Here is a 20563-nt window from a genome sequence, read left to right as displayed (position 1 = left end):
ACAGTCACCGACGCTCTGTACGAGCGCTGACGGCGGGGTGACAGTGCAGCCTTGCCTTCCCAGGGGTGGGTGACTCAAAGCACGCGTCCCCGGCTGCACGACGCGACGACCCGCCCAGGCCAACTGTCGTTGTCGCCGAACGGATCCGAGGGCCCTCGGGGGCGGTTGCTTGTCGGTCTCGGGGCAGGCACCAGCCTGCCCCGGGTCTTCGGCCGGTTCGAGCACATAGGTCGCGGGCCCGGCCCTCTGCAGCGTGCTGTCCGGATCACTAGTTCTGCCGTACCTGAGCAGGAGACCGATAACGCTGAGGGGGAGGGGCGGATGTCTGGCTACGGTTCACCGCGGCATGATCCGCGGCCGTGGGGAGGCACATGGGAGTTGCCACTGGTGGTGCTCATCGTCGCCGTGTCCGGCTTCGGGACGGCGGCGCTGGCCGGGCAGGGGATCGCGGCCGCGGTCACCGGCGGCGGCTGGGTCTGGCCGTCCGGGGAGGGATCGGCCGGCCGGGGCGTGGCCGGTCTGCTCACCGGCCATCCGGGTACGGGGCTGACCCTGGAGCAGGCGAAGAGGCTCCCGGCGGCCTGGGTCGTCTACGCCGGCGTCGCCGTCGCCGAGGTGGTGATGGTGGCGCTGAGCGCGGGCGCGGTGCTGTTCGCGCGGCGGTGGTGGCTGCCGAACGACCCGCGGCGTGGGCTGGCGTCTCGGGCGCAGGCTGCCGAGGTGCTCGGCGCCGGTCGGCTGCGCAGGGAACGCGCCGTCATGCGCCCAGACCTGTTCCCCGCACGCGGCGCCCGCCCGCCCCTGACGGCTCGACTGCCTCCGGCGTCAGGAGCGCTGCGCCGGGATCCGACACAGCTGGGGTGGCGGCTGGGCCGGTCCCGGGCACCGCACGGTGTCGACCTGTGGGTGCGGTACGACCGCACGACCGGGGTGTTCGGTGCCCAGGGGTCGGGCAAGACCCTGGACATCCTCGCGCCGGCGCTGCTCGCGCACCCGGGGGCGGCGATCGTCACGCTGACGAAGGCGGAGGACCTGCTGCTGACGGTGGGGCGGCGGCGTGGGGTGGGGCCGGTGGCGGTGCTGGACCCGTTCGGGTCCGCGCCGGGCCTGCCGGAGCTGGTCTGGGACCCGGTCGCGGGGTGTGTGGACCCGAAGGTCGCCGAGCGGCGGGCGAAGGCCTTCTCCGCCGGGACGGTGACGGGGTCGGTGAGTGGTGGCCGCGCGGATGCCGCGGCCCGCTTCTACGCGGCGGAGACCGCGAAGGTGCTGCAGGGGTTCCTGCACGCCGCGGCCCTGACCGGCCGCACGTTGGATGACGTCCTGGCGTGGGTCGCGGACCCGGCGGCCGCGGAGCAGCCGATGGAGATCCTGCGGGTGCACCCGCACGCGGCCAGGTTCTGGGACGGGCTGCTGGCCGGGGCGCTGACCGGGTCGGCGGACACGGTGGGGAACACGGTGACGACGGTGCAGCAGGCGATGGGCCTGTTCTTCCAGCCCGAGATCCGGGCCCGCTGCGTCCCCGGCCCGGGGCGCCCGGCGACCGACCTGCGGGCCCTGGTCGCGAACGGTGGGACGGCGTACTTGCTGGGCCGTGAGGACCCGTACGCGTCGGCGTCGCCGCTGCTGACCGCGGTCGCCGAGGACGTCCTGGACACCGCGTTGCGGGCGGCGACGACGTCGGTGCACGGCCGGTTGACGCCGCCGTTCCTGGCTTGCCTGGACGAGCTGCCCTCGACGGCGCCGCTGCCGACGTTGCGGGTCCGGATGGCCAACGAACGCGCCCTGGGGTTGTCGTTCCTGTACGCGACGCAGACCTGGCGCCAACTCGTCGTCGCGTACGGGGAGGACGAGGCCCGCAGCCTGTTCGGGCTGACGAACAACGTCGTCGTGTTCGGTGGCGGTAAGGACGTCCACTTCGCCCGCGAGGTCTCCGACCTCGTCGGCGCTACCCGGGTCTCGCGGCAGACCGTCAGCGACGGCCCCGGAGGGGTCGGGACCTCCCGGGCCGGGGAGGACGCCGTCATCCTGCGCCCCGAGCAGATCCGGATGCTCCCCGAACGCCAGGCTCTGGTCATCGCCGAGAACGCCCCACCGGTCATCGCCGGCCTCCGCCGCTGTGTCGACGGTGCTGCGGGGAAGGTGCTGCTCGCCGAGCAGGCCGCCGCCCGCGCCGAGGTCGCCGCCGCCCGCTCGGCCGAGCAGGACCTGGGTGAGCGGACCAGCGCCGCCGTCGACTACTCCCGCCGCCACCGCCTCTCGCCCTCCGACCGTGACCGCAGTGACGACCCGTCCAGCAACCAGTCCAGCCACCGGTCCGGCGAACACCTCGAGCTGGGCAGCCCGGTGAGCCCACTCGTCGACGATCCGGTCGGCGATCCGGTCGGCGTCGAGCGGCCGGTGCGGGTCCCGGGGAGGGCGTGGTGATCCTGCTGCCGTTCCCGCGGCCGCCGGTCGCGGTCGCCGAGGCGCTCAACGACCTGGCGATCGTTCGCAGCGGGGACGACGACGCGATCGCCGAGCTGGTCGGATCCCAGGGCCCGGCCGCCGTCCACGGCCTGCCCCGCCCCTGGGACCCGACGACCTGCTCGATCGAGCTGCGCGAGCACCTGTGGGAGTGGCTCGACGAGGTCGCCGGCTGGGTCAACCACGAGTACGCCTGGCGGTCCACTTCGCTGATCCCGCCGTGCTGGCCCCGTCACCCGCACCTGGCCCGCGAGCTCCCGGTCCTGGCGTGCCTGCGCGCGGCGGCGGGGGAGTCCCTGGCCCCGGACCTGATCGAGGACTGGCACCGGTACGCCCTGCCGCACTTCCTGGACCGGATGCTGTCTCGCCTCGGTGACGCCGGCTGCCGCAACGGCCACACCGACTGGCCCGCCGCCGGCCGCTACGACCATTACACCGACGACCCCGCGGTGACCGCCCGCCTCGAGGCCTTCTACGCCGACACCCACCCACCAGCCCGGCTGCGGATCACCGGAACCCACCCCTGACCACCCCGGCAACCCGAGAAGTCGGGCGGCGACTCGTCCACAGGGCGCGTTCTCGTCCCACTGTCCACAGGTTCGACGACGGGCCAGGGTCCGGCCGCCCGTCCAGCAGACGCTGGGAGCACCAGCCCGCCCGACCGTCGGCGGGCTCCACCGACGGTGAAGGAGCACTCACGATGTTCACCCCCCAGATGTGGCCCGAGACCCCCAGCCGCCTGCGGGCCCGCGCCGTCCTGGTGCACGCCGTCCAGGACCCCGCCCTCGACCTGGACGCCCAGCTCGCCGCCCTGAGCGCCATCGGCGAGCTCCAGGACTACATCCCGCACGGGTACCTTCTGGCCCCCGTCGACCCGATGCCCGGCACGCTCACCGACGCGTTCGCGCTCCTCGCCGCGGCCGCTCATGAAGACGTACGGCCGGACGACGACCTGTCACGGCTGAACGGGAGTGCAGACGCCGACAGCGGAAGGGGCGCAGAGGCCACGGTCAGGGACCGGCTCGCCGTTGGGCTGGCAGCCGCACACCTGCGCCGCTGGGTGGCATCGACACCATCCGGCGCCGCGGAGCCTGCTGGGCCGGGCCGATGACCTCGACCGCGGAACGCCTCGCGGCCGCTGCCGCCGCGCTCGTCGAGGTCATCGCTACCGGGCACCAGGACATGACCGACCCGCGTGACCTTGTCATCACCGCCCAGGCGCGCGACCAGGCCCTGGCCTGCCTGACGGTGTCGCACCGGTACCTGTTCGCCGGCCTTGGGCACACCGTCGACCTGACCGCCCAGGACTTCATCCGGCACCCGATGCTCGGCCTGGGGGAGGCACTGCGCAAGCGACCGGCCACCGGGCTGGCCGGGCCCTCACCCACCGACATCGCCCTCGACCCGCCGAGCCACCCCACCGCCCGCGCCTGGGCGGCCCTGGCCCGCGAGCTCGACGCCGCAACGGTCGAGATCACCCGAGCTCGACCCGACAACCCGTCCTGGGCCTGGCAGTGGGCCGGCCTCGCCCCCCAACGACCCGATGGTCAACCACCGGCCGGATCCCCGAACGTCGCCTGGGGCCTGGCCGCCGACCTCTGCGCTCTCGCAGCCGGCGTCGCCGCCGCCGACCACGACCTCGCCGTCGCCCTCCATCAAGGCGGCGATCAGTTCGCGGCCGCCCACCGAGCCCTGGCCGACCAGAGCCTCACCGACCTTCAGACCGTGGCCGGCATCGCCCAGCGGATCGCCGAGGCCGGCCCGCTCCCCGAGGACTACCACCTGCCCGTAGCGGCACCCGGCCTGCAGCCGTTGATCCCGACCACGACCGCCGACCTGGCGCCCGCGCTGCACCGGGCCGGCGAGCTCGCGCTGAACGGGCCGCCCCTGACCGTGCCACAGCACTTCGCCCTCGCCGCCGCCGCAGCGACCTGCTCTGCCGCCCTCGCGCGCGCAACGCCCGGCGCCTTGGAGTCCCCGCTGCTGGAGCTGGCGCACGCGGCCAAGAACTACGCCATGGTCTGGGGCAGCTCGAAGCTCTTCGCTCTAGAGGCCGGGTCCTGGGCACCCGCTGAGCAGGTCCGAGCGGTCAACGCCTTCCTCAGCACCTCTACGCGCAGCGGCCGGCTGGACCGCTCCACCGCCGTCCAGACCGACCTCGTCGCTGCCGCTCGGCAACTACCCAGACTGCTCCAGGCCGCCGCCGGCAACGTGCGGCTCGCCATTCAAACCAATGCCTACCTCGCTGTTGACCACGTCGGTGACCCCCGCCGACTCATCGTCGGCCGAATCGCCGTCCACCCGGAACGACGGCGTTACCAGCGTGCCGCTGACCAGGTGACTACGGTCGCGGAGGAGGCGCGCCTCCGGATGAAGCCACTGCCATCTTCGGCATCCCGGGTGACGTCTGCCCTGGCGCGCGACCTCTTGACGGCTGCTGCCCAGTCAACAAGCCGACCGGCTCACCCGGCGCTACCCCCACCGGTCTTACGCCCGCTCCCTGCACGTCGGATCAGCCGCTCTTGACCCGCCGCCGGTACCGGGCTGACGGTGATGTCAGTCCGAGACCAGGGTCCTCAGTGTGTAGGTATAGCCGAGCACCTGGGAGAACTCGCCGTCGTAGGTCGACCCGCACGGCACGCCGGGTTCGGGGTCGCTGATCGTGCGGCAGTCCGCCGACTCGTAGAAGTCGACATCCGTCGCGAACGTCGTGGCGTCAATCGGCGTGCCGTCCCAGGTGAAGGACGTTGCGCCCTGTCCGGTGAGCTCGATGGTCTTCTCGTCGAAGGGGACGTAGCCGGTGAAGGTCGACCGCTGCCGGGTGACGACGAGCTGCGCGCGCAGCACTTGCGCACCGTCAGGGACGTCGTACACGAAATGGGTCGGCGGAGTGTCGTCAGATGCGTAGCTGACCAGGTAGGCGTTGCTCGGCACGCCGTCCACCGGCCGCTTCGCGATCGACAGGACGGTCAGGTCGTAGTGGTCAGGTGTCACAGGCTGCGTCAGCCAGTGAGCGGTTTGCCCCACGCCGGCCGGTCCCGGCGCTCCTTGCGGGCCGGGGGCGCCCTTCGCGCCCGCGGCGCCGTCCGGGCCTGCCGGCCCGGGTGGGCCCTGGATGGTGATGACGCGCCAGCGGAACCGGGAGTCCGACGGCGTCTGCGCGCACAGCAGGGTCTGTGTGTCGGTCTGCATAACTGCGCCCTTGGGGGAGCATGCCTTGCCAGGCGCAGGTGCTGCGACCGCGCCGGGGGCGAATGCAATCGCCGCAGCCAGGCCGCCGGCTCCGAGAACAGCTCCCACACCCATGTACCCCAGACGCGTCACCAATGGCATAGGCGCGACGCTACTCACCGAGCCCAGGTCGTGTGGCTGGGACAGCCCGCCGCCTCGGCCGTGAACGATCCCAAGCCTGTCGCGGACCTCGCGCAGAGCCGGGTCGACGGGACCCGCTGCGCTATCACGTCCGGTCAGCCGCCGGGCGGCTGCCAGTGCTGTGCGATCGAGACGGGCGCTGCCGGCCGCCGACCACCTCGAGTGAGGCGAACGACCAACCACACGAAGCCGATGATCACGGCGGCAATGACGGCGAGGAAGAGCAGCAGCATGATCAGTTGAGCCGGATGATCGAGCAGACGAAGCAACCGAACCCCCTCTGGTGATGCCAGCCATGGATCCCCCAGCGGCCGACGGTGCCCGCACACTATTTCGCACACGTGCCGGCAGTGGGTGCTCTCGACCGGTGACGCGCCGCCGATCCAGGCAGGCGCTGCTGCGGCTGGCCCAGGTCAGCGACCAGTACGCCATCGTCTCGGCCACCTCGACGCTGTTCTCGGTCGGCCCCGGATCCGCCTCACCCGGAAAGCAGGTCGGGGCCGTGAACGGGTTCCTGGTCTCCGACGCCACCGGCCGGCACACCGGGCAGCCCACCGTGACCGGGCCGGCCGCCGCACGCGCCGTCGCCCAGCTGCCCTCCCTGGCGACGGCCCTGGCGCTGAACCTCAGCCGCGGTATCAGCGAGGAGACGTTCCTGGCCACCGACCGGATCGCTACCTGCCCGCCGCCCGGCCCATCTCGGCCCACCCCGACCGGCTCCCGCTACGAACAGGCCAGGCGACCTCCTGCTCGCCATGGCTACTCGGACCCGCGCAGCCCTGGCACCGACGGACGCCATCCACGCCAACCCCGTCCTCGCCAACCTTGCCCTGCGCCCGCCCGCTGCGCCGTCCCGTCACGGCCATGGCTGGGAGGGTCAGCGGCTGCGCGGACCTCGCGGTCGGTGCCCCGGGCGCCCGTGAGNTCCCCGACACGGCACCCACCCGGCCGGCCCACCCCGCGCTCCCACCGCCCGTCCTGCGCCCCGCACCTGGCCGCAGCCGCTGACCCTCCCAGCCATGGCCGTGACGGGACGGCGCAGCGGGCGGGCGCGACGACGGCTGCGCGGACCTCGCGGTCGGTGCCCCGGGCGCCCGTGAGGCGCGGGCCAGAGGGCGTCGTACGAGGTGTCACTTCGGAGAGTTTGCTTGGAACGTGACGTTGCGTGGTCCCGACAATCTTTACTTTCAGTGAAACTTGCCTATGATGACCGATTGCGGGGTTCCTGCAATTGTTACGTGGGCGCAAGTTTGCATGAGAGGTGGATCGTCGTGAGCGGCGGTCAGGAGCAGCAACTGCTGGAGCAGGGACTGGACCGGGTCCGGCAGATCCTCGGCCCGGACTGGAAGATCACCGAGTACAACGTCGGGATGCCGCAGCCGTCCAATCTGCCTCGCTCGGTGGCGCCGGACGCGGTCCTGAACCATGTCGTCACGGTGGAGTCTCAGGGGGCGCGGATGACGTGTCCGGTGCTTGTGGAGGTCACGACCGACCCGACGCCGGCGGCGATCTCCCGCTCGCTGGCGCCTCGGCTGGACCTGATGCTGCGCCTGACCGGTGACGCCGCGGTGCTGGTGATCGCGCCCTGGTTGAGTCCTCGCGCCCGCAAGGTCCTGGAGGATCTCGGGTACGGCTACCTCGACCTGACCGGGAACACATGGCTGCGGCTGCCTCGCCTCGGCGTGCACGTCCAGACGGTGGGGGAGCAGCGTGACCCGAACCCCTCGAAGGGGACGTGGCGGCAGCAGCTGCGCGGGGACAAGGCCGGTCGGCTGGTCCGGGTGCTCGCCGATGTGCGGCCGCCCTACCGCGGCACCGACCTCGGGAAGGCGTCCGGTCTGAGCCTGGGGTACATCTCCCGGCTGCTCGACGCGCTGGAGGACCAGCGACTTATCCGACGGGACAACCGTGCCGTCGTCTGGGTCGACTGGGCTGGTCTGCTGCGGGAGCGCGCGGGCTCCTACGGCCTGCTCAAGGGCCATCCTCCGGTCCCGATGGTCGCCCAGCGCGGCGTCGACCACGTCCTGGCCCAGCTACACATGGACCGATGGGACGAGGAGGACCACGGCCGGGTCGCGGTCACCGGCTCGGCGGCGGCGGCCAAGGTCGCTCCGCTGGCCGTGGGTGGGCAGCTGATGGTTCACCTGGAGGAGGTCACCGACGATGCCCTGCAGGCGCTGCGGCGCCCTCTGGGGTTGCTGCCGGCGGAGTCGGGTGCTGACGTGCTGCTGCTGCGCTCGACCGGGTCGGAGGCGTTGCTCGGTCGCCGCCTGGTCGACGGTGTCCCGCACGTCGCGTACAGCCAGCTGGTGCTGGACTGCCTCGGCGGGCCCGGGCGGCTCCCCGCCGAAGGGGAGGCGGTGCTGGAGCACCTGCAGTCGCTGGACGAGGGCTGGCGGCTGACGAGCCTGGGGGAGTGGGCCGAGGACCGGCGTTGAGGACCGACGCTGGGGATCGGCATTAGGCTGCTGGCTGCCACGGGAGACAACGAGCGGGAGTGACGGGGTGTCCAGGGTTCCGGTCGGGGTCGACCAGCAGATCCTCTACGTCGCTGCGCGTCGGGTTCTGCTCGACGCGCTCACGGCCCTGTACGACCACCGTGACGCCCTGATCCTGGTCGGCGCCCAGGCCGTCTACATCCACGCCGCGGACGCCGAGCTCGGCGTCGCCGCGTTCACCTCGGACGGCGACCTGGTCATCGACCCGGCCCTCCTCGGCGAGGATCCCCTCGTCGACGAGGCGATGAGCCGGGCAGGGTTCGCACGCAACATCAGCGGCGACCGCGGCAACCCGGGCCTGTGGTGGAAGCAGCAGACCCTGAACGAGCAGCCCGTCAACATTGAGGTGGACCTGCTCGTCCCGCACTCCCTGACCGACGACGGCAGGGGCCGTCGCAGCGCCAACATCCCACCGCACCCACGAGGCACCTTCCTGCGCGTGCCCGGCCTCGAGGCCACCGTCGTCGACAACACAGTGATGACGCTGCCGAGCCTCGAGCCCGACATCGACTCCCGGTCCGTCGAGACCCGGGTCGCCGGGCCCACCGCGCTGCTCATCGCCAAGGCCATCAAGGTGTCCGAACGGCTCGCGGACGCGGAACGCCGGCCCGGTCGCAGCGTCGACAAGGACGCCGGCGACATCGTGGCGCTGATGATGACCGCCGATGTCGAGACTGTCGCGGCCACCATGAACCGGCTTCTGGGTGACCCGCGCGCCGGCGACGCTACGCGCACCGGTCTCGATGCGCTGCACCGCCTGTTCGGGTCCCCGCGCACCGACGGCGTCGAGATGGCCGTCCGCGCGCTGTCGGCTGTACCCGGGGTCAGCCCGGCCGCGCTGGCGCCGGCGTTCATGGCCCAGCTACCGCAACTGTGACGGGCCCGTCGTAGCCCTGGACGCCGGGCGCTCACCCAGCGAGACATGGAAGCGGGGGTCGCCGTCTCCCGTGGTGACGGCGACCCTGCTCGCCTCATCCGGCAGCTCACACTCGTCTGCCGTTGGTGTGGCGCAGGGGGGAGGGTCGTGCCGTGGTTGCACGGAGGCCCGCGCCCTGACATCCACGATTCGGGGAGCGGCCGCAGAGTGTCGGACCGTGTGCGTAACGTCATCGTGGTTGGCCTGGATGGGGGCGTCGGTCCTCAGCAGCGAAGGAGTGGACAGTGACGGGTCTGGATCTCGACGTGCTGGTGGCGGCCGCGTCGACGGGTGGGCCGACGTGCCTGACGTCGGTGACCGAGTTGGAGCCGGCTGGCGGTCCGCAGGCGAGCGTGGCGCCAGCGAAGTTCGCGGTGCGGGGACGGGACGAGGGGGCGTACGCGTACGAGAAGCGGTACCTCGACGGGGTGTCGGCGCAGGCGGTGGTGATCGACTCGAAGCAGAGTCAACTGAACCGGGCTGAGCAGGCGTTGCAGCATGCGATCGAGGACGGGCACCCGGTGCTGTCACGGTTGCCGCGGGTGCTGCTGCGGTACGAGCGCAACGGCCAGGTGGAGGAGTACTCCGACCTGACGTTGCCGCACCGGGTGTTCGACGGCCATCTGAGGGCGGGCACGGTCGACGGGGCACCGGTGACGCAGCTGCCGCAGTACCGGGCGATCCGGGACGCGAGCCCGGCGAACGCGCGGGCGTTGCTGGATGCCTCACCGGTGAGCCTGGTGTTCGGCAGCTGGGACTCCTCGCGGGCGGCTCGGCAGGGGCGCTGGCGCAGTGTGCTGGTCGGGGAGATCGTCGGGTTCTGCGCCGATGACCGGACGGCGCTCAAGGGTGGGGCCCGAACCGACCCGGTCGGGATGCAGGTGCTGCTCAGCGAGGCGACGTTGAAGGAGCTGGCGGTCAGCCAGCAGGGCGAGCTGAGCCACAAGCTGTTCGACAAGATCTCCAAGACCAAGGGCGGCAAGCCGGTCTCCGCATCGCCATTGGGGCTGGGTGGGATTCCGCCGACCCTGGAGGCGCTGGCCGGGGTGGCGTGTCACCGGATCGTCCGGTCGCACGTGTTGAGCTTCGCGACGTTGCGGCAGATCCGGTTCGGGGCTGGTGAGGCCGGGGACGTGGCATGCCGGGCGCTGCTGTCGGCCTTGGCGCTGAACGCGTTGGCCAGGTCGGACGCCGAGCTGGTGCTGCGGGCGAACTGCGATCTTCGGGAGGCGGCACCGACCGAGCTGCAGGTCGACCAGCGTGGTGGCCGGTCGATGACGCTGGAGCCGTTGACCATCGAGGCCGCGGACGAGCTACTCGCGGCGGCTCTCGAGCGGGCTGGGCAGGCTGCCGGGGTGGTGTGGTCCGGGCCGGTGCTCGAGGTGGCCGGCAACCCCGCGATCGTCGCGGGGGCCGTGGAGGACGACACGGAGAGCAAGTCCTGAGATGACGTTCACGATCACAGCGGAACTGCCGTTGGGGACCTACCGCGGGGCGGCGGCGGACGGCCGGGTCGAGGCGGTCCCGTCGGTGTCGCGGCTGTACTCGGCGTTGTTGTCCGCGGCCGGGCTGGGGCCGCGAGCACAGTCGACCGGTGATGCGCTGACGGTCGCCGACTCGGACGCGCAGGCGTTGCGGTGGCTCGAGGAGAACCCTCCGGACGAGGTGCACATCCCGCCGTTGACGGTCAACGGGGGCCGGGTCGTGGCGTACCGCGACGACGGAACCTTGAAGAAGTCGAAGGCGTCACTAGCCACGAGGAAGCTCGGGAAGACACCTGACGTCAGCGTCGCGGTCGCCGGCCGGTTCACCTGGACGTGGACCCAGCAGCCGCCGCCGGCGGTCGCGCAGACCCTGACGGAACTCTGCCCGGACGTGCCCTACCTGGGGACCTCAGAGTCCCCGGTCCGGCTGCGCGCGAGCGGGGCACCGGGGGCCGGGGGCGAGGCGCTCCCGGCGGCCACGCACCGCCTCGACCCCGACGCCGGGTTGTTCACCCCTGGCGGTTGGGATCTGGAGCTGCCGGTGCCGGGACGGCTCGACGAGCTCACGGCCTCGCACCGGGCGGCCACGGGGACGCCGCCGTCGGTGGCTCGGGACAAGTACGGCACCGACGAGGGTTCGACGTCTGCGGTCCCGACCCGGGAGGCGGTGGCGTTGGCCCGGTACGCGCCGGTCTCCGAGGTGCTCGCTGACGTGCCGTGGCCGCAGGTGATGCTGGTGCCGATCACCCCGGCGCAGGAGCCGGCGCGCGGCGGGATCGGGGAGCGGGACCGGGTGCGGTCCGCGGTCGCGGTGCATCGGGCGTTGATCCGGATCATCGGGGACGGCGCACCACCGCTGGTCACCGGCGCGTACCCGAAGGGGTTGCGGCCGCCGACGAACCGGATCGCGGTGCACTTCCTGGACGCCTCGATGCCGGTCGATCTGCCTTCTGGTGGGGACATGTGGCTGGCGTTGATGATCCCGGCCGGGGCGCGGCCCTCGGACCTGGAGGTGCTGGCCGCAGCGGCGGACGGGTTGACCTCGTTCCGGACCTCGGCGACCACCGGGTACACGGTGAGCGGCCCGGCCCGGACCGTGTCGGGTGCCATGCTGTGGCGCGACCGCCCGACCGGCACACTGCGGCTGTGGCGGACCGCCTCGCCGGCGATCCCAGACATCCGCGGGCTCCAGGGCGGGTGGACGTTCGCGGACACGGCGCTGCTGTCGTTGGGGTTCGTCGTCCGCGACCAGCTCGGGCGGGTCCCCGGACGCCGCGACGAGTTGTACCGCAACCTGGTCGCCCGCGTCGGTGACGGGCATGCGGTGGTGCTCGATGCGTCCCCGGTGCGGACCAGCCGGGTGCAGGACTACGTCCACAAGGTCAACGACCACGCCGTCATCCGCCCCTACCGGGCCACTGTCTCGCTGGGCGACGTGGTCCCGGACCGTTGCGTGCTGGCGCTCGGGCAGAGCCGCCACCTCGGCGGCGGGCTCCTCGTCCCGGTCGACGTTCCCGAGGGCACCGCCCTGGCCGACGTCCTGCACGGCACGACCCAGGGGGGTCCTCGATGAGCGCGAGCCCTCTGGTCCGGGCGGACTTCGGGGACTTCTTCGCCGCGCTGCACGACGGGGCGGCGCCGTTCGCATGGCAGGTCCGCCTGCTCGACACCGTTCTGGACGGTGGGCGGTGGCCGGACCAGGTGGTGGCCCCGACGGGTGCCGGCAAGACCGCCGTCATCGACGTGCACGTCTTCGCCCAGGCGTTGACCGCCGGCGATCCGGTCGCCGCCCGCCCACCGCGGCGGCTGGCCCTGGTCGTCGGGCGCCGGGTGCTCGTCGACGACCAGTACGAGTACGCCAGGACTCTGGCCGACCGGCTGGTCGCACCCGAGGACCGGGTGCTGGCCGCGGTCGCGGACCGGCTGTGGCGGATGCGGGATCCCGACGCCCACTCCAACACAGCCGCCAACACAGCAGCAGACGCCGATGCCGATGCGACCGGCGACCTGGCCGTGACCGGGGTCCGCGGCCGCGGGGAGGTCTCTCCGCTGGTGCTGGGCCGGCTGCGCGGAGGTACCCCGCCGTCTCGGGTGTGGCGTGACCATGTCGGGGCCGCGGCGGTGATCTGTGCGACGCCGGAGATGTGGGGCAGTCGGGTGCTGTTCCGCGGCTACGGCTCGGACCGGCGGGCCTGGCCCCGGGAGGCCGGGTTGCTGGCCGTCGACTCGGTCGTCGTCGTCGACGAGGCGCACCTGGCCCGTCAGTTGCTGGTCACCGCGCGGCGGGTCGCTGACCTGGTTCGGGTCGCCGACGAGCCGGTGCCGTGGCGGCCGCTGCAGGTCGTCGAGACCACCGCCACCCCGGCCGTTGCCGGACCCGGCGCCACCCCCGGGGGAGAGGGGCTGCTCGCGGTCGGGGTGGACCCGCCGGACCTGGACGCCGCCCCGGTCCTGGCGGACCGGTTGACCCGGCCCAAGCCGGTGCGTGTGCTGTCTGTGGCCGGCTGGGACTCCAAGCAGGACAAGGCCCGCCGCCTGGTGGTGACCCGGATCGCCGATGCCGTCGAGGAGCTGCTGGTCGAGGACCTGCTGCCTGGCCCGACTGGCACCGAGGGCGCGACGAGCGACGGCGTCGAGGTCAGCACCGCCTCGGCGGTCACTCACACGGTGGGCTGCTTCGTGAACACCGTGCGGCGGGCGGTCGAGGTCAGCGCCGAGCTGGGCGGCCGCAGCCGGGATGGGCGTCCGCTGCGGGTGGTGACGGTCTGCGGGCAGACCCGCCCCTACGACCTGGACCGGCTCCGGCAGCTCTACCCCGGGCTACTCACCCCGGCCGGCAACCACGATGTCGACGTCATCGTGTCCACCCAGAGCCTCGAGGTCGGTGTCGACCTCGACCTGGCCGGGCTGGTCACCGAGCTCGCCCCGGGCAGCGCGCTGGCCCAGCGTGCCGGGCGGGTCAACCGACGCGGCCTTCGCACGGCCGGCCCGGTCGTGGTGATCGCACCGGACCAGGACCCGACGGCGGACACCCGGTCCGGCCCGTACCTGGGTCCTGACCTGGCCGCGGCCCTGACCTGGGTCCGGGAGCGAGCCGTTACCGACGCCGGGATGGCGCCCTGGGCGCTGCGGGACACGCCGCCACCGACACCGGCCGGCCGCCGGATCCTGCTGCAGCGTCCCGAACTGTTCGACGCGTGGCACTGGGCCCGGACCAGCGACGACCTGGCCGCCGAACCTGAGCTCGCGCTCTGGCTGGAGGAAGATTTCGACTCCGACACCACGGTCGGGTTCATCGTCCGGGACGCCCTGCCGGTGCAGGGCGACGACGCGGTCCGGCTCCTGAACGACCTGCCGGTCCAACGCCACGAGGTGTTCCCGGTGCCCTACCGGACGGCGCTGGCCACCCTGGCCCGCCCCACGGGAGCGGGCCAGACGGCGACACCGGTCACGGTGCGGGTCAGCGGCCAGGACACCACGGTGCTCACCTGGCGCACCGACCCGTCCGACCCGGACCGGGAGGTGCCGCAGCTGCGCCCGGGCGACGTCGTCGTGCTCGACTCGGGCACTGCGGTGTTCGCCGCCTCACCGGACCCCGCCCGGTTCACCCCGCCGGTCGTACGTCCCATGGCCGGTGAGGACGACGGTCCGGTCCCGGCCCGCACCGCCGACGACGTGCTGACAGGCCAGGCCGACCTCACCGGCTGGCCCCGACGCCAGACCGGCAACGTCGTGCTGCGCATCGAGGCCGGGGTCGCCGACCTCGACGAGCACCGGTTCGCGCTGCTGGCCAAGCCCCTGGCCGAGATCCTCGACGACCCGGACGCCGCCAGGCAGGCCACCGAGCAGCTGGTGGCGGACTGGCTCACCCACGACGCACCCGAGGCGTGGGCGATGGCCCCGGCCGCCCAGACCCTGCTGCGCGGACACCCCAAGCACAGCGAGGTCGTCGTCCACCGCGACGACGACGCGACGGTCCGTCGGGTGCTGGTCCGTGACCGCCGCCGAGCCGGCGCCGAAGAACACCTGCGGCAGACCTGGACCCCCACCGGCACCACCGTGACCCTGACCGCGCACCAGCACGACGTCGCGCAACGGGTCACCCGGATCGCCACCGACCTGGACGTGCCGGCCGCTGTGGTCAACGCCCTGCAGCACGCCGCCGTCCACCACGACGACGGCAAGCAGGACCCCCGGTTCCAGGTTCGCCTCGGCGCGACCGACCCCGACCAGCTGCTGGCCAAGAGCTCTGCCGCCACCACGGCCACGCAAGCCCGATCCAACGAACGGGCCTGCGGCCTGCCCGCCGGCTGGCGGCACGAACAACTGTCCGTGCTGCACGCCTGGACACCGCTGCACGAGGCCGCAGAGCACGACCTCGACCCGCTGCTAGCCGCCCGGCTCGTCGGCACCAGCCACGGCCACGGCCGGACCGGGTTCCCGCACACCACCGCCGACCTTCTCCTCGACTCCCACGGCACCGACGCCCTGACCGAGACATCCCGGGAGCTGTTCGACACCGGCGGCTGGGACGACCTCGTCGAGCGCACCCACCGCCGGTACGGGCTCTGGGGATGCGCCTACCTCGAAGCCGTCCTGCGGGCTGCCGACGGCCAGATCTCCCAGGAGGGACGATGACCACCCTCACCATCGCCGGCGCCGATGTGCGCACGCTGTTCAGCCACCTCGCGCTCTACGGCCTCGCAGCCATCGTCGAAGACGCCGGAACCGTCAGCACCCGGCTGAGGTGGACCCCCGGCATGCAGCCCCGACCCTGCCTCGACACTGGTAGCGCAGACCTCGACGACCTGGTTCGGATCGTCCACGACCACGCCCGGCGGCACGCCGCCGACACCGGCTGGGTCGCCGCAGATCTCGAGCTGGGGGGCACGCCGCGGGGTCTGATGAGCCCGCGGATCTCCGTCATCGGCGACAGCGAGGACGAATGGCTGATTCTCCGAGCGGCCCGGCACGGCGCACTCGATCACCTCACGGCGGATCGCGCGTTGCTCGACCTACGCTTCCTGCAGGCGCTCGGTGAGCCTGCGTATTGGGCGCGTGATCTGAGGAAGCCAGGCGACAAGAGTTGGCTGCAGGACAATGGGGCGAGCCGGCTGGAGATGCAGTCGAGAAACTCAGGCGCGGAGTTCGTCCGGAACAAGTTGCGCAAGCTGGCCCAAGCCGTCGCCGTCCGTGATCACATCGGGGTTCGCGCCGGCTTGGCCGGAGAACGCATTGCTGACGAGATCGGCGGGATCAAGCCAGGCTCGCGGACCCCGACCGGCCTGGCCAACCCTGGGCCGACCGATAATGCCTTGGCCTGGTGCGCGCTGTGGGGGATCTCCCAGTTCCCCCAGACCCCTCGAGTCGGGTCCGACAACCCGCCCGCAGCGGCCACCACATGTCACTTCGGCCGTGTTCATGCGGAGTGGTTCTACACGCCGGTCTGGACCGTGCCGTGGACGTCCAGCCGGCTGCGGACCGTCCTGGCCTCCCGGCAGCTGCAGACCGCCGCGACCGCCGGGCTCCCACCACGGTGGGCGGCCGCCGAACCACAGATCGCGGCGGCCCGGGCGTGGCTGGCGGCGCGTGGGGTGGTTGGCGTCATTCGCTTCCAGATCGATCAGGTCAGCGATGGAAAGGCAGCCGAGCCCCGAGCAATGCGTGGTGACGTCCTGCCGGTCGAGGCGCTGTGAAGCTGTGACCGGCATCGTCAGACAGAGCGTGGACGACCCGGCGACCAGTTTGCTCCCCATCAGCCTGGTTGCCCACCACGTGTTCTGCCCCCGCCGCGCATGGCTCGAAGCAATGGGCGAGAGCACCGACACCCAGCAGATGGCCGTCGGGATCCAAGCTCATGCCGCGAGCGACGACCCAGCGGCCTCACGGCCGAACTGCCTGCGGGCGGTCGACGTCGCCAGCGCCGAACTCGGAGTCGTTGGGCGCTGCGACGCCGTCGAGATCGACGACTCAGGTGCGGTCACCGTCGTCGAGTACAAGGCCACCCCGGTCCGACGCAAGGCCGAGGTCACCGAACCGATGGTCGTCCAACTCGCTCTGCTCGCCGCGGCTCTGGCCGAGACCGGCACGCCGGTCACCGGGGCCGCCGTTCATTTCACCGAGCACCGAACCCGGGTCGCCGTCCAGATCGGGCCCCCGGAGCTCGAGCGCGCCCGCCGGCACCGCAGCGACCTCGCCGCCCTGCTCGACGCCGGCACAGCACCCCCGCCACTCGAGGACGACCCACGGTGCACCCGATGCTCACACGCAGGTGTCTGCCTGCCCGACGAGCGCGCGCTGGCACCGGTCCACCGCAGGGTGCTGGTCGCCGACCCGGACTCCCAGGTCCTGCACCTGGCAACCCCTGGATCCCGGGCCTCGCTGCGCGCCGGCCGGATCCGGGTTACCCACCACGGCGAGGACGTCGGCAGCGTCCCCCTCGAACGGGTCCTGGCGGTGGTCGCCCACGGCAACATCGACCTCAGCGGGGCCCTGATCCGCGAGCTGTTGTGGCGTCGGTCCCCGGTGGTCTGGTGCTCCAGCGCAGGTCGCGTCATCGGGTGGGCCGCCTCCGCGCAGACCCCGAACGGCGGTCCCCGGGTCCGGCAGCACGTCGCGTCCGACCGCGGCCATCTCGACCTGGCCAGGGCCTTCGTCACGGCGAAGATCTGCAACCAGGCGACCCTGCTGCGTCGGCACGGCGACGCCCCCGACACCGTTCAGGCACTGCGAGACCTGCAGCGAAGGGCGTCCAGCGCACCCTCGCTCCCCGAACTGTTCGGGATCGAGGGGGACGCCGCTGCCCGCTACTTCGCGCAGTTCGACACCATGCTCAACGACCGCGCCCGCGCCGAGGACATCATCTTCAGCACGCGGGACCGGCGACCGGCGAACGACCCGCTCAACGCCGCCCTGAACCTCTGCTACGGCCTGCTGCTCGCAGACGTGATCCGGGCCGTGGTGGCCTGCGGGCTCGATCCGCACGCGGGGTTCCTGCACTCCAGCGGCCGCAACAAGCCAGCCCTCGCCCTCGACCTGTGCGAAGAGTTCCGAGCCCCGGTCGCCGACTCCGTCGTCCTGAGCGTCTTCAACAACGCCGAACTCAAGAGTGCGGACTTCTCCCGCGTCACCGGCAACGCACGGCTTCGACCCGACGGCCGCAACCGAGGGTCGCCGTCCCTTCGGGGACGGCCCTTCATCGAGGCGAGGACTTCGCCCTTCCGAGCGCCCTCCCGGGCGGGGGCGGTCGCCGTCCCTTCGGGGACGGCCCTTCATCGAGGCCTGCAGCCCAACCCGACCGAGGGTGCCGCGACCCGCGTCGCCGTCCCTTCGGGGACGGCCCTTCATCGAGGCGCCCCGCCCCTGGCGTGGGACGACGACACCATCGACGGTCGCCGTCCCTTCGGGGACGGCCCTTCATCGAGGCTTGATGAACGTCCCGTACCAGTAGGTGCTGGCCTCGGGTCGCCGTCCCTTCGGGGACGGCCCTTCATCGAGGCACGCCGAACCGCACCGTCGTGGCTCCCGGGTTGTCCAGGTCGCCGTCCCTTCGGGGACGGCCCTTCATCGAGGCCAGCTCAACCGAGAAGTGGAGTACCTCCGTGACGACACCGTCGCCGTCCCTTCGGGGACGGCCCTTCATCGAGGCCGGGACAACGACCTCGAGCTGCGGGCGCGCGCCATGGTCGCCGTCCCTTCGGGGACGGCCCTTCATCGAGGCACGACGTACCACGACGCGTCCGTGAGGTTGTTCGTCGTCGCCGTCCCTTCGGGGACGGCCCTTCATCGAGGCCGCACGGGCGCGTCGCTGCTCTCCCAGACGCCCGTCGGTCGCCGTCCCTTCGGGGACGGCCCTTCATCGAGGCGGCGAGACCTACTCGAGCCCGACGTTCGAGGTCCGGAGTCGCCGTCCCTTCGGGGACGGCCCCTTCATCGAGGCGGGACATGAGATGTACCGGGGTCGGCTGGCTATCCCGAGTCGCCGTCCCTTCGGGGACACCTTCATCGAGGCCAGGCTGCGGCCCGCCAGTCGGGCGGCTGGCGCTTCAGTCGCCGTCCCTTCGGGGACGGCCCTTCATCGAGGCACGCGCAGGACGAACCACTTGTCATCCCCGGTCTCGGTCGCCGTCCCTTCGGGGACGGCCCTTCATCGAGGCGCCGTCGCCGGGCGCGGGCGGGACCGGCATCGCGGTCGCCGTCCCTTCGGGGACGGCCCTTCATCGAGGCCCGAGGGACGGGGTTCGCCTGCGCGATCGCCTGCCAGGTCGCCGTCCCTTCGGGACGGCCCTTCATCGAGGCCAGACGAGCCGGTCGGCCCGGATCTGCGGGACGTCGGGTCGCCGTCCCTTCGGGGACGGCCCTTCATCGAGGCCGGGCAGAGGTGGACCTGCCGCTGGGTGTGACCGCGTCGCCGTCCCTTCGGGGACGGCCCTTCATCGAGGCGAGGCGAGGCGAGGCGAGGCGAAGAAGCCTGATGGCCAGGCAAGCGCGTCGCGTGTCGCCGTCCCCTTCGGTCTGCCGGTCGCCGTGCAGGGCTTCGTTGCGCCGACAGCGTCGGTGCTGCCTCGCGCCCACGAGAGGACCCGCCAAGCGCGTGTCCGGGAGGACGCCCCATGAGGCCGCCATGCCCCCCCTTGAGACCCTGCGACACCAAGGCTGTTGTCTAGGACTATCGTCCGGGATAATGCACGGAATCCCGGGTGATAGCACTTAGGCTTTCACCGTGGACAAGCCCTCGGAGATTGCGCCCGACGACGACGCTGCGGGGTCCGTCCCGTCGATCGAGAGCAGGGGGGAGGCGGCGTCCTCGCCGGGTGAGGTCGACCTCGCCGGCCCGGCAATCGCGCAGCTGCCGGAGGGCGAGGCGCGGTACGCGCGGGCCGCTCGGGCCGCGAACACGCTGCGCGGCTACCGCTCGGACTGGCGTGAGTTCAGCACCTGGTGCCGCCGGCACGACCTCGAGCCGATGCCCGCCGCTCCCTCGGCGCTGACCGCCTACCTGACCGCCCTCGCCATGGCCGGCGCCGGCGTCGGGACGATGAGCCGGCGCCTGTCGTCCATCCGGTTCGCGCACGCCGCCCGCGATCTGCCCGACCCCACCGCCACCTCCCGGGTCCAGACCGTCTGGGAAGGCATCCGCCGCGTCCACGGGGCGCCGCCCGACCAGGCCAAGCCGCTGATGCCGCCCGAGCTGCTCGACGTCCTGGACGCCTGCCCCAGCACCCGGACCTGGAAGACCCGCGGCCGCCCCGCCGAACCCGACCTCGCCGGCGCCCGCGACCGCGCCCTGCTCCTGGTCGGCTTCGTCGCCGCGCTACGCCGCAGCGAGCTGGTCGCCCTCGACGTCGAGGACGTCGCCGAGCACGCCAACGGGCTGGTGCTGACCCTGAACCGGTCCAAGACCAACCAGACCGGCGAACAGCCCGAGCTCGTCGTCCTTCCCCGCGCCGGGAACCCCGACCGCTGCCCCGTCACCGCCCTGCAGACCTGGACCGAGCTCGCCGGGATCACGACCGGGCCACTCTTCCGGGCGGTGGCCAAGAGCAACCGCGTCGGCGACCGGGCGCTGCACCCGGAGTCCGTCAACGACCTCGTCCAGGCCGCCGTCGCGCGGGCCGGGTTGCCCGTCGGGTACAGCGCGCACAGCCTGCGCGCCGGGTTCGTCACCTACGCCCACCTGCGCGGCGCCTCGGACCGGGCCATCGCCCATCAGACCCGACATCGATCCCTGGCCAGCCTCGGCGCCTACGTCCGCATCGAGCACGCCTGGACCGACAATGCGGCTACCACCCTCGGGTTATGACCCGGAACGGAACCCGTGGCACGAGTAG

Annotated in this window: 13 protein-coding genes, 1 pseudogene and 1 CRISPR repeat array; of the genes and pseudogenes, 12 read left to right on the top strand and 2 right to left on the bottom strand. The window is 72.4% G+C overall.

The genetic code is table 11. The annotated features are described in order from the left end of the window. The first annotated feature begins 387 nt into the window (after positions 1-387). From EDJALFJO_RS10440 to EDJALFJO_RS36075, 4 genes are all read left to right on the top strand, one after another. Positions 388-2424 carry a type IV secretory system conjugative DNA transfer family protein gene (locus tag EDJALFJO_RS10440; RefSeq protein WP_198950183.1) on the top strand — a complete coding sequence of 679 codons (2037 nt, stop codon included), beginning with the start codon at positions 388-390 and terminating at the stop codon, positions 2422-2424. Further along, positions 2421-2990: a hypothetical protein gene (locus EDJALFJO_RS10435; protein ID WP_198950182.1), complete on the top strand. Its 570-nt coding sequence runs from the start codon at positions 2421-2423 to the stop codon at positions 2988-2990. The genes EDJALFJO_RS10440 and EDJALFJO_RS10435 overlap by 4 nt, the downstream gene beginning before the upstream one ends. A 173-nt stretch (positions 2991-3163) precedes the next feature. Beyond that, positions 3164-3574 carry a hypothetical protein gene (locus EDJALFJO_RS34220; protein WP_088284883.1) on the top strand — a complete coding sequence of 137 codons (411 nt, stop codon included), beginning with the start codon at positions 3164-3166 and terminating at the stop codon, positions 3572-3574. Beyond that, a complete protein-coding gene (locus EDJALFJO_RS36075; RefSeq protein WP_088284881.1) occupies positions 3571-4989 on the top strand; it encodes a hypothetical protein in 1419 nt (472 codons plus the stop codon). Before EDJALFJO_RS34220 ends, EDJALFJO_RS36075 begins: the two co-directional genes overlap by 4 nt. 30 nt (positions 4990-5019) lie before the next feature. Here EDJALFJO_RS36075 and EDJALFJO_RS10420 read toward each other — a convergent pair whose 3' ends face one another. Beyond that, positions 5020-5655 carry a hypothetical protein gene (locus EDJALFJO_RS10420; RefSeq protein ID WP_143448451.1) on the bottom strand — a complete coding sequence of 212 codons (636 nt, stop codon included), beginning with the start codon at positions 5653-5655 and terminating at the stop codon, positions 5020-5022. A gap of 275 nt (positions 5656-5930) precedes the next feature. Continuing rightward, entirely contained in the window at positions 5931-6104 is a 174-nt protein-coding gene (locus EDJALFJO_RS34215) for a hypothetical protein (protein ID WP_158220378.1), read from the bottom strand. Positions 6105-7106: 1002 nt separating this feature from the next. Here EDJALFJO_RS34215 and EDJALFJO_RS10415 point away from each other — a divergent pair. The 8 genes and pseudogenes from EDJALFJO_RS10415 (at position 7107) to EDJALFJO_RS10380 (ending at position 20535) form a co-directional block, all read left to right on the top strand. Beyond that, positions 7107-8273: a hypothetical protein gene (locus EDJALFJO_RS10415; RefSeq protein ID WP_143448450.1), complete on the top strand. Its 1167-nt coding sequence runs from the start codon at positions 7107-7109 to the stop codon at positions 8271-8273. A gap of 67 nt (positions 8274-8340) precedes the next feature. Beyond that, entirely contained in the window at positions 8341-9210 is an 870-nt protein-coding gene (locus tag EDJALFJO_RS10410; protein WP_088284875.1) for a hypothetical protein, read from the top strand. A 284-nt stretch (positions 9211-9494) separates the two neighbouring features. Continuing rightward, positions 9495-10694 (top strand): type I-U CRISPR-associated protein Cas7, encoded by a 1200-nt coding sequence (locus EDJALFJO_RS10405; protein ID WP_088284873.1) that lies wholly within the window; start codon positions 9495-9497, stop codon positions 10692-10694. A gap of 1 nt (position 10695) precedes the next feature. Then, on the top strand, positions 10696-12306 hold the full coding sequence (csb2, locus tag EDJALFJO_RS10400) for a type I-U CRISPR-associated protein Csb2 (protein WP_088284871.1): 1611 nt from the start codon (positions 10696-10698) through the stop codon (positions 12304-12306). Continuing rightward, on the top strand, positions 12303-15371 hold the full coding sequence (locus EDJALFJO_RS10395; protein ID WP_088284869.1) for a type I-U CRISPR-associated helicase/endonuclease Cas3: 3069 nt from the start codon (positions 12303-12305) through the stop codon (positions 15369-15371). Before csb2 ends, EDJALFJO_RS10395 begins: the two co-directional genes overlap by 4 nt. Next, entirely contained in the window at positions 15368-16429 is a 1062-nt protein-coding gene (locus EDJALFJO_RS10390) for a hypothetical protein (protein WP_088284867.1), read from the top strand. Before EDJALFJO_RS10395 ends, EDJALFJO_RS10390 begins: the two co-directional genes overlap by 4 nt. Continuing rightward, positions 16368-17837: pseudogene (cas1, locus tag EDJALFJO_RS36345) on the top strand (CRISPR-associated endonuclease Cas1); the annotation flags it as partial. The gene EDJALFJO_RS10390 and the pseudogene cas1, both read left to right, overlap by 62 nt. 65 nt (positions 17838-17902) lie before the next feature. Further along, a CRISPR array of direct repeats spans positions 17903-19175; the repeat unit is 36 nt; unit sequence GTCGCCGTCCCTTCGGGGACGGCCCTTCATCGAGGC. Between the two features lie 280 nt (positions 19176-19455). Beyond that, positions 19456-20535 carry a tyrosine-type recombinase/integrase gene (locus EDJALFJO_RS10380; RefSeq protein WP_088284865.1) on the top strand — a complete coding sequence of 360 codons (1080 nt, stop codon included), beginning with the start codon at positions 19456-19458 and terminating at the stop codon, positions 20533-20535. The last annotated feature ends 28 nt before the right edge of the window (positions 20536-20563 follow it).

Source organism: Kineosporia sp. A_224 (assembly GCF_002198655.1).
In the GTDB taxonomy this organism is placed as follows: Bacteria; Actinomycetota; Actinomycetes; order Actinomycetales; family Kineosporiaceae; genus R-H-3.
The sequence above is the reverse complement of the archived record's forward strand: the minus strand, read 5'-3'. Positions and strand labels throughout refer to the sequence as shown.

Bases quoted from the DNA above. Each gene is read 5' to 3' on its own strand.
- EDJALFJO_RS10390 (WP_088284867.1), top strand. From the start codon at position 15,368: ATGACCACCCTCACCATCGCCGGCGCCGATGTGCGCACGCTGTTCAGC.
- EDJALFJO_RS10395 (WP_088284869.1), top strand. From the start codon at position 12,303: ATGAGCGCGAGCCCTCTGGTCCGGGCGGACTTCGGGGACTTCTTCGCC.
- csb2 (WP_088284871.1), top strand. From the start codon at position 10,696: ATGACGTTCACGATCACAGCGGAACTGCCGTTGGGGACCTACCGCGGG.
- EDJALFJO_RS36075 (WP_088284881.1), top strand. From the start codon at position 3,571: ATGACCTCGACCGCGGAACGCCTCGCGGCCGCTGCCGCCGCGCTCGTC.
- EDJALFJO_RS10420 (WP_143448451.1), bottom strand. From the start codon at position 5,655: ATGCAGACCGACACACAGACCCTGCTGTGCGCGCAGACGCCGTCGGAC.
- EDJALFJO_RS34220 (WP_088284883.1), top strand. From the start codon at position 3,164: ATGTTCACCCCCCAGATGTGGCCCGAGACCCCCAGCCGCCTGCGGGCC.